The 8,482-nt window shown below is 30.0% G+C and carries 9 protein-coding genes and 1 pseudogene; all 10 read right to left on the bottom strand.

Annotation, left to right across the window (positions count from 1 at the left end; genetic code table 11):
* Positions 1 to 124: 124 nt before the first annotated feature.
* Positions 125 to 889 (bottom strand): SDR family NAD(P)-dependent oxidoreductase, encoded by a 765-nt coding sequence (locus tag Q4548_RS16290; RefSeq protein ID WP_303456987.1) that lies wholly within the window; start codon positions 887 to 889, stop codon positions 125 to 127.
* A gap of 63 nt (positions 890 to 952) precedes the next feature.
* Positions 953 to 1,645, bottom strand: coding sequence for a FadR/GntR family transcriptional regulator (locus tag Q4548_RS16285; RefSeq protein WP_303456985.1), 693 nt, complete (start codon positions 1,643 to 1,645; stop codon positions 953 to 955).
* 21 nt (positions 1,646 to 1,666) lie between these two features.
* Positions 1,667 to 2,824, bottom strand: a pseudogene (locus Q4548_RS16280) (NRAMP family divalent metal transporter).
* 141 nt (positions 2,825 to 2,965) lie between these two features.
* Entirely contained in the window at positions 2,966 to 4,858 is a 1,893-nt protein-coding gene (gndA, locus tag Q4548_RS16275) for an NADP-dependent phosphogluconate dehydrogenase (RefSeq protein ID WP_303456983.1), read from the bottom strand.
* A 336-nt stretch (positions 4,859 to 5,194) separates the two neighbouring features.
* The gene (locus tag Q4548_RS16270) at positions 5,195 to 5,542 is read right to left on the bottom strand and encodes a n-acetylglutamate synthase (protein WP_303456980.1); all 348 of its coding nucleotides are present in this window, start codon (positions 5,540 to 5,542) and stop codon (positions 5,195 to 5,197) included.
* Between the two features lie 174 nt (positions 5,543 to 5,716).
* On the bottom strand, positions 5,717 to 5,917 hold the full coding sequence (locus Q4548_RS16265) for a helix-turn-helix transcriptional regulator (RefSeq protein ID WP_408068638.1): 201 nt from the start codon (positions 5,915 to 5,917) through the stop codon (positions 5,717 to 5,719).
* The gene (locus Q4548_RS16260) at positions 5,917 to 6,318 is read right to left on the bottom strand and encodes a hypothetical protein (RefSeq protein ID WP_303456976.1); all 402 of its coding nucleotides are present in this window, start codon (positions 6,316 to 6,318) and stop codon (positions 5,917 to 5,919) included. Before Q4548_RS16260 ends, Q4548_RS16265 begins: the two co-directional genes overlap by 1 nt.
* Before the next feature lie 307 nt (positions 6,319 to 6,625).
* Positions 6,626 to 7,093: a nuclear transport factor 2 family protein gene (locus Q4548_RS16255; protein WP_303456974.1), complete on the bottom strand. Its 468-nt coding sequence runs from the start codon at positions 7,091 to 7,093 to the stop codon at positions 6,626 to 6,628.
* A 159-nt stretch (positions 7,094 to 7,252) separates the two neighbouring features.
* Complete coding sequence (locus Q4548_RS16250) at positions 7,253 to 7,468, bottom strand: hypothetical protein (protein WP_303456971.1); 216 nt, start codon at positions 7,466 to 7,468, stop codon at positions 7,253 to 7,255.
* 138 nt (positions 7,469 to 7,606) lie between these two features.
* A partial coding sequence (locus Q4548_RS16245; protein WP_303456968.1) for an IS3 family transposase occupies positions 7,607 to 8,482 on the bottom strand: 876 nt, incomplete at its 5' end.

Here is an 8,482-nt window from a genome sequence, read left to right as displayed (position 1 = left end):
ATTTCTTGTATTTCATATCTCAAATTTATCTATTTGAAATTTAAAATATCACTCCGAATTTATTGGGGGCTAAAATAATGCTCTTACTCAGTCTCAATTTTTTTTATTTTCAACCATTTATAAACTACATATTATAAACTCCACCATTTATATCCAAAGTAGCACCTGTAATAAATCCATCGTATTCTGAAGCTAGGTACAATACTGCTCTTGCTACATCTGCTGCGTTACCTGCTCGTTGAATTGGAATGCTTGATGTTGTAGCATCTGCAGATTCTTTTGTTGTGTGCGTATTGTGAAATGAAGTACCTAGAATAAGACCAGGAGCAACAGCATTCACACGAATACCAAGACCACCTAATTCAGCTGATAGTGCACGTGTAAGTGTTAATATAGCTCCTTTACTAGTTGAGTAAGCTAACGAACCAGGATGACCACCTTTACGTCCTGCAAGTGATGCTAAGTTAACAATGCTACTATTTTCATTTTTGGCAAGATAAGGAGTTGCTGCACGTGTTACAAACATCATTGAGGTAAGATTGATGTCCATTACCTTGTTCCAAAATTCAGTTTCCATATCAGTTAACATTTTACGAGCTACCAATGAACCTGCATTGTTAATTAGGATGTCTAAACTACCAAATGCCTCTATTGTTTTGTTTACAATTGCATTGGCATCTACTTCATTTGTTAAGTCACCTTTTATAACAATGGCTTTTTGCCCTTTGCTAATGGCATATTCCATTAATTTATAGGCAGTATCTGAACTAGAAAAATAGTGAATAGCAACATTGGCTCCACTATCAATAAAATGTTGTGTTATTGATTCTCCTATGCCTTGAGCACCGGCGGTGATTAGAACATTTTTGTTGGTTAATTTAGTTTTCATTTTTTTGATTATTTAGAGGTGATAATTTTGGAAGAAATTAATTTGTTGTCTCTCTTGTTTTTGTTATTCTAAGTATTTTATCAATTTATAAAAATGTGTTTCCATCATTTTTTTTGCAAGTTCTTGGTTTTTAGCTTCAATAGCCAAATAGATGTTTTCATGTTTTTTTATTTCTGAAATTGCTTTATCTCCTTCACAAACAATATCCTTATCATAAGTTGCTAAAATGGGTGGTGTAATTAAAAGCATTAATGTTAGCAGAGTATTGTTTTTACTAGCTTTGGCAATTGCCATATGGAACAATAAATCTTCTTCCAAGTAATCTTCACCATCAATCATTTTTGTTTTAAATGCATTTAAAGCTTCTTTGATATTATTTAAATCATCATCAGTCCTTCTTTTAGCAGCTAAACACACCATTTTTAACTCTAAGGTTATTCTTGTTTCAACCAATTCTTTAAACGATGGAGTGTCTAATAAAATAATTTCATTTACAATTCCGTTAAAACTAATCAAACCTACATTTAAAACGGTACCACTTTGTGCAATAGACTTTAAGACACCGTAAAACTCTAACTTTCGTATTGCTTCTCTTATTTGATTTCTGTTTACTTTAAATTTTTCTGACATTAATCTTTCTGAAGGCAATTTGTCACCTTCTTCTAGATTTTTAGTATTCACTAAATCCCGAATTTTAGAGATGACACTATTTTGTAATGATTTTTTTTGATCACTATCTATCAAACTTATTTTCACTTATATATCAATTTTATGTGGTTAAAAATACTCTGTTAAGGCAATAATTCCGTTAAAAGAGATGATTAATGAGAAGAACAATGCTGCCAAAAGTCCAACATTCACCCATATATTTGTTTTGTAATCTTTCATTACTTTTTTACTATTAATCATTAGAATGATACCAAGTACAACAGCTGGCAAAACAAACACATTAAATACTTGAGATAAAATTTGAACTTCAATAGGATTTGCTCCAAAAATAGGACCGATTAAAGCAACCAAACAAGCTATAAGTGTTACAAGTCTAAATTGTTTTGAATTGGTATCTAACTCTCCAGACTAATAATCTGCTAATAATAAAGGAGCGATTAAGAGACAAGGAAAAATAGAAGACAATCCAGCACTTAATGAGCCAAAAAAGAAAATTGTTACCGCCCATTTTCCTGCTACGGGTTCTAGTGTATTTGCCATGTCTAATACATTGGCAACTTCTTTTCCATTATAGAACAAAGCACCAGCCGAAACGGCCATTATGGTAGCACTAATTATAAATATTAAAATTGCAGCAGTGATAGCATCCTTTTTTTGTTGTCCTAAATTTTTAAGTGTCCATCCTTTACCTTTCACAAACAATGGTCTAGATAAAAATGTTGCAGATGCCATAGTAGTACCTACAAATGCAGCAACCAACATTTTACCACCAGGAACATCTGGAATTGCTGGAATCAATCCTTTGATAACATCATTGGGTAGGGGTTGAATAAAACACAACGATAAAATGAATGACAGCCCCATTAAGGATACAAAAATAACTAGTATTTTTTCAAAAAAAGTATATTTACCAACCAACATAAGTAAGTAGAACACAATAATTATTACGATTGCAATTGTTAAAACTATAGCATATTTATGATTCTCTAAACCGTTAAAATTAACTGCTAAAATTTCATAAATAATATTAGAGGAAATACCTAATATTCCCATTAAAGAATTCCATTGGCCAAAAGTAATACCAATAATAATTAAGATTGCTAAGGCTTTACCATATTTTAAATGTTTTTTAAAACCATAAAGTGCAGTTTCTCCAGTTATCAATCCGTAATTACCGTAAGCAAACATAAGTACACCCGAAAACAAGCAACTTAACAAGAATACCCAAAGCAATTGCATATTAAATTTACTTCCTGCTACAATCATAGATGTTACACTTCCGGTACCAATAGTATAACCAATGGCAAAAAATCCTGGTCCAAAGCCTAGTATTATTGCAATAATTTTCTTGAGTAAAGATTTTTTGTTTTGGGAAACTTCCATGTTTATGTTGTTGTTTTTAGTGAGTTAATTTTTCCAGTTTGTATGATAGAATTTTCCTGAAGTATCATTTTTTCTTTGATATGTGTGTGCTCCAAAATAATCTCGTTGAGCTTGAATAATGTTTGCAGAAGATTCAGATTTTGTAAAGACATTAAAAAAAATAATGGATTCACTTAAAGTTGGTATTGCCAGTTCATTTAAAACACTATCTGAAACAACTTTTTTAACAAATGGCTTTAGCGAATTTAATTCTCGTATAAAAGAATTGTCTTGTAGCAAATTGTCTGTATTCTTGAAAACAGAAACTAGTGTTGTCATAAGTTCTGATCTTATGATACATCCATTTGTCCATATTCTAGCGAGTTCACTTAAATTTAAACTCCACTCATAAGTATCAGAAGCTTCTTTAATTAATTTAAAACCTTGGTAATGATTTATAATTCTTGCAAATTGGTAGGCTTTTGAAACATCTGCTTCTGTAAATTTTAAAGAATGTGTTTCACTTTCCCTAAAATTGTTACTTGCAGTTATTCTTTCGTCCTTAAAAAAAGAGGTATATCTAGCAAACAAAGAAGAGGTGATCATTGTACTTGGTACACCCAATTCTGATGTTGCAATGGTAGTCCAGTTCCCCGTTCCTTTATTACCAGCTTTGTCCATTATTTTATGAATCAACCAGTCATTTTCTTCTTTTTTTCTTAAAATATCAATGGTAATTTCTAGCAAATAACTATTAGATGTGTTTTGCCAAGACTCTAAAATATCTGCTATTTGATTAGGATTGTTTCCTAATCTTTTTAATAATACAAAAACGTCTGCGAGTAATTGCATTTCAGCATATTCAATTCCATTGTGTACCATTTTTACAAAATGACCACTACCTTCTGGCCCAATGTAAGTACAACAAGGAAGATTGTTTTTATCTATTGCAGCTATTTTTTCTAAAAAAGGTTGTACTTTTTTGTAGGTTTCTTTTGTCCCTCCAGGCATAATAGAAGGTCCTTTTAAAGCTCCTTCTTCACCGCCAGAAACCCCTGTTCCTATAAAATTAATACCTTTTGATTTTAAATAATCAACACGTTCTTTTGTCTTTTTGTAGTTAGAATTCCCACCATCAATTAAAATATCTCCTTCTGATAAATGAGGGAGTAAATCTTCTATAACCAGATCTATTGTTTTACCCGCATTCACCATTAACATAATTTTTCTTGGTAGTTCTATTGAGTTGACAAAAGAAGCAATGTTGTCAAAAGGAAGGGCAGAGGATAATTCGGTAAACTGATTTTTAAAATTGAGTGCTACATTTTCTTCTATCTCATTTACGTGTCTGTTAAATAGAGACAATTTAAAACCGTTGTTTGCCAAATTTCTACTTAAGCTTTTTCCCATTACACCTAATCCAAAAAGTCCAAATTCTGTTTTTTCAGTCAGTTTATTTTTTATAATTTCCACAATATTTTTGGGTGATGTTTTTACATTTATAGTAATAGCATTTGCAGGTTCTTCTAAAATATCAAATTGTGATTTTAAAAGATCAGAACTCATAAAGTGTCCTTTTCTATTGTCTAATCTTTCTTTTATTTGATCAAAAGAACCCTGTAGAAAAACCCATTCAGAATTTTGCTTTATGCCTTCGTTTAAAATGTTTCGGTAAGCTATTTTTAACGCAGAGCATACAATTACACAACTGCTTTCGGTGTTTAATTGATTGATTGCTAACTCGTTTATTTTTTTTAGCCAACCATATCTATCCATGTCATTTAATGCTTCTCCATTAGACATTTTTTTGATGTTTTCTTTCGGATGATAATCATCGCCATCAAAAAAGGGAATTTTTAAATCGTTAGCTAATAGTTCTCCTATCGTGCTTTTACCTACACCTGATACACCAATGATAAAAATAATTTTTGTTTTCATTTTTAAAAATATTTGTGTAACCAAATTGGATACCCAAACTGGTTACCCAAATATATGTTTTTTTTAGAATTATACGCAAGGTTTTTTTAAATAAATAATTAGCAATCAATTAGATATAGTAAAATGAGTTTGATGAATGGGGTGTATAACTAAAATTTTTTGTTTTATAGAGCTATAAAACAGAATAGAATTTTATATGTTTTTATTGTTTGTCAATAGTTTTGGCTAGAACAAGCAGATGCAGAAAAAAGACAAGGTTTGAAACTTACTAAGCAGAGTAAAACATTAGGGTGGGAGTGGATTTTAATTAATTTTTAGCAGGTAATTGCTGAGGTTTTAGATTTCTTCTAAAGTTGATGTTCCGCTTGAATTGTCACCAGAAGTCCAATTCCAATTTTCATGGAGTCTAATTTTTCCACTGGGTAATACCTCAGGAGTTGAGCTACATATTCCAGTCATCAGTTCACCTTTTTTATTTATTTGATGGTATCTCATTTCTATATTTCCAAAATCATCAACCGTTCCTATAAGGTGTCCTTTTTTAATTTTCCCTCCTGAATATTCAGAAGTTAAAATAACTCCTTCTTGTTTGTATTTAAAAATGGTTTCATTAGAGGTCTCTCCATTTTTAGAATTACGAATAGGTTTAAACGTCTTATTATTATAGTTTATTTTGATGCTCATTTTCTTTAGCTGTTATATGCGTTGCTATCTCTTGTTTTGTTATTTAAATGAAATCTAACCAAACTTTTTGTGTTTAGTACTTAATATATGGTTGATTGTCTTTTAATTCAGTTTAAATTTTTACCCTTTCTGATGAGCATATATTAAAAGGGAAGCTAAAAAAATAATTAGTATTCAATCATCATTTTCTAATTCAAATATTTCATTTACATTTTTACCAAATACTTTTGACAATTTTAGAGCAAGTATAGTTGATGGAATGTATCTGTTTTTTTCAATAGAATTAATGGTTTGTCTAGAAACACTTATTAATTTTGCTAATTCCTCTTGTGTTAAGTTTTTAATAGCTCTTTCAACTTTAATTGTATTTTTCACTATCTATTTTTTTTCATTAAAAATATCATTATAAAGTAAAATATAAACATTGAGATTAAAAGTTCATGAACTCCTTTTTTTGATTCAAAGCTACCCTTGAGAATTAAATTTATAAGGGGAAAAACAATAGTTACAGATACTCCATAAATAAATGAAGCTGCATACGCTTTCACTCTAATTTTTAATGTCAATTCATCTTCTATTTTATTCCTTGTTATACTTAATATAAGTAATGAAAGTAAAAAAGTTGAACCAGCAATTTTTTTAACCAGTCTGTTGTCTATTTCTATCACTTTGAATATTGATAAAGAAATAAATAGAACCGTTAATAGCATAATCAGAAATGCAATTTTTTTAAAGTTTTCGGGGAGAAGATTTAGCTCTTTTTGAATTTGATCCATTTTTAAATTTTTAGTGTAAAATATATTTTCCTAAAAGTAAAGTTTATTTTACATTTATAGGTGTGTTTTTTATGAATTTTACTATAAGAAAGATAGACAAGTTATATGCAATACGTTTCGTATTAAAATCAAACTAATTTTATATTTTTTGACTTAGTCAATACACACCAACTTTTTATTAAGCACAATTGTCATCTTCTCTTAAAGGTTGAAAGTACTAAACGATTTCTACAGTTCTAATATTGATTTTTTCATAGTTACAAAAATGATGAAAAATAATTAGCAATAGAAACAGCATCTATTTTGTTTATTTATTGTTGATGAAATCGTTAAGTTTTTTATGAGTAGTCTTCTGTATTTTAGATTTTAGAAACGGTGTCCAACCGAACAAGTAGCCAGCAAATCCCATTGCTTGTTGTGTCCATTTCCACAAGTTAAAAGAATCAATATGTTCAATAATTTTACCGTCTTTAAATTTAAAATTAGCATGAACTATGTTGATAACTTTCCTGTTTGTTTCACCATACGTATATTCTGCTTTCCAAGTGGCAGTTCCTTGGTCTGCGTTTGTTTTAATGTTATCAAAACTAATTTGAGTGCTTTCGGTTCTTTTTGCCAATAACATTTCCCACATTTTACAAGCTCGTTTACCTTTTAAGGTTCCAAAAACAGGATCTTGAAATACAATATCTTTATGGTAACAGTCCGCCATTTCTTTGCTGTTTCCGTTAGAAAATGATGTATAAAAGGTTTCTATCAATTTGTGGGTGTTCATAATAAGATTGTGTTCTTTGTGAAGAGTGTTAAATATATGCTGATTTTGTAAAAGAACAAATCTCTTCATTTAAAAATACAAATCTTTAGAATTTGCTATCTTCCTTTTGTTTTACCAATAAAAGCACAAAATAATTTTAGTTAAATTTATAGCCTTTTATTATTTGTAAATAAAAGTACGAGGAGTGGATGTTGCTGTATTTCCACTTGCGTCTAGCGCTTTGAAAACAACTGTATAGGTATCTTGATCTTCTGCAGTATAACTTTCATTAATGGTGAATTCAAGTTCATTTGTAGATGTGTTATCTGTGGTTTTAAGAAATACAATATCTCCATTTGTGTTTGTAACCGTAATTGAAATGCTACTTACTTGCATGTCGTCCGTTCCTTTTGCAGCTAAAGTTACAGGTTCTCCTTCTGGCCAAGCACCACCCCAACTTGTTGTAAAAGTTTGATCAATTTCAGGACTTACAATTGTGTATCGTCCTGAAATAGGTTGACCTTTTTTTGTTCTTTAAAAAGTTAATAATTCCATTTTGTTTTTATTTCTTCGATACGATTTGTAGTTTACATTTTGATTTAAGTGCACGTGTTTTGGAGTGAATAAATCAAGACTACTATGTGGACGAAGATTGTTATAAATATCGACCGCCTTTTTGGTTATCATTTTTGCTAATTTAAGATTTTTTATGATATGTTTTAGACCATATTCATATTTTAAAGTTCTGTTAATTCTTTCAGCAATTGCATTTTCGTATGGGTCATATTGTTCTGTCATGCTCATTTGTATTCCATTATCTTCAGCAAACTTAGTGTAAGTTGGATTGCAATATTGTAATCCTCTATCCGAGTGATGAATGATTTTTTGATTAGGATATTTTCTGTTTTTAATAGCCATTTTAAGCGCTTCTAAGCAGAGTTCTGTCTTCATGTTATTATCTATCTTATATCCCATAATTTGTTTAGAATAAGCATCAGTTACTAATGCTAGGTACGCATGTCCTTTATCCGTTTTAATATAGGTGATGTCTGTTACCCAAACTTGTTCTGCTCTGGTTGGTACTTTGTCTTTAATTAAGTTCTTGTATTTATGAAACATGTGTTTAGAATTGGTCGTTACATGATAGTTTTTATTTCTCTTAATCAGTAGTTTATGGTTTTTAAGTAGGGTAAAGAACTTATCTCTTCCTATTTTAATTCTAAGTTTTTTGAACTCATGTTTGAGTTCATGATACAGCTTTTTAGCTCCTAAAAATTGTCCGATTTTATTACGACAATCCTTTACAAGTTTGATAATAATTTGTTCGTTATGAAGTTGCTTTTGATGATTTTTCAAGCGTTTATAGAAAGCTTGTTTACTAATCCCAAAACATTGAGTTAACCATTTTCT

Origin of the sequence: Wenyingzhuangia sp. 2_MG-2023 (genome assembly GCF_030548295.1) — a bacterium.
GTDB lineage: Bacteria > Bacteroidota > Bacteroidia > Flavobacteriales > Flavobacteriaceae > Wenyingzhuangia.
This window is presented reverse-complemented; position numbering and strand designations above follow the sequence as displayed.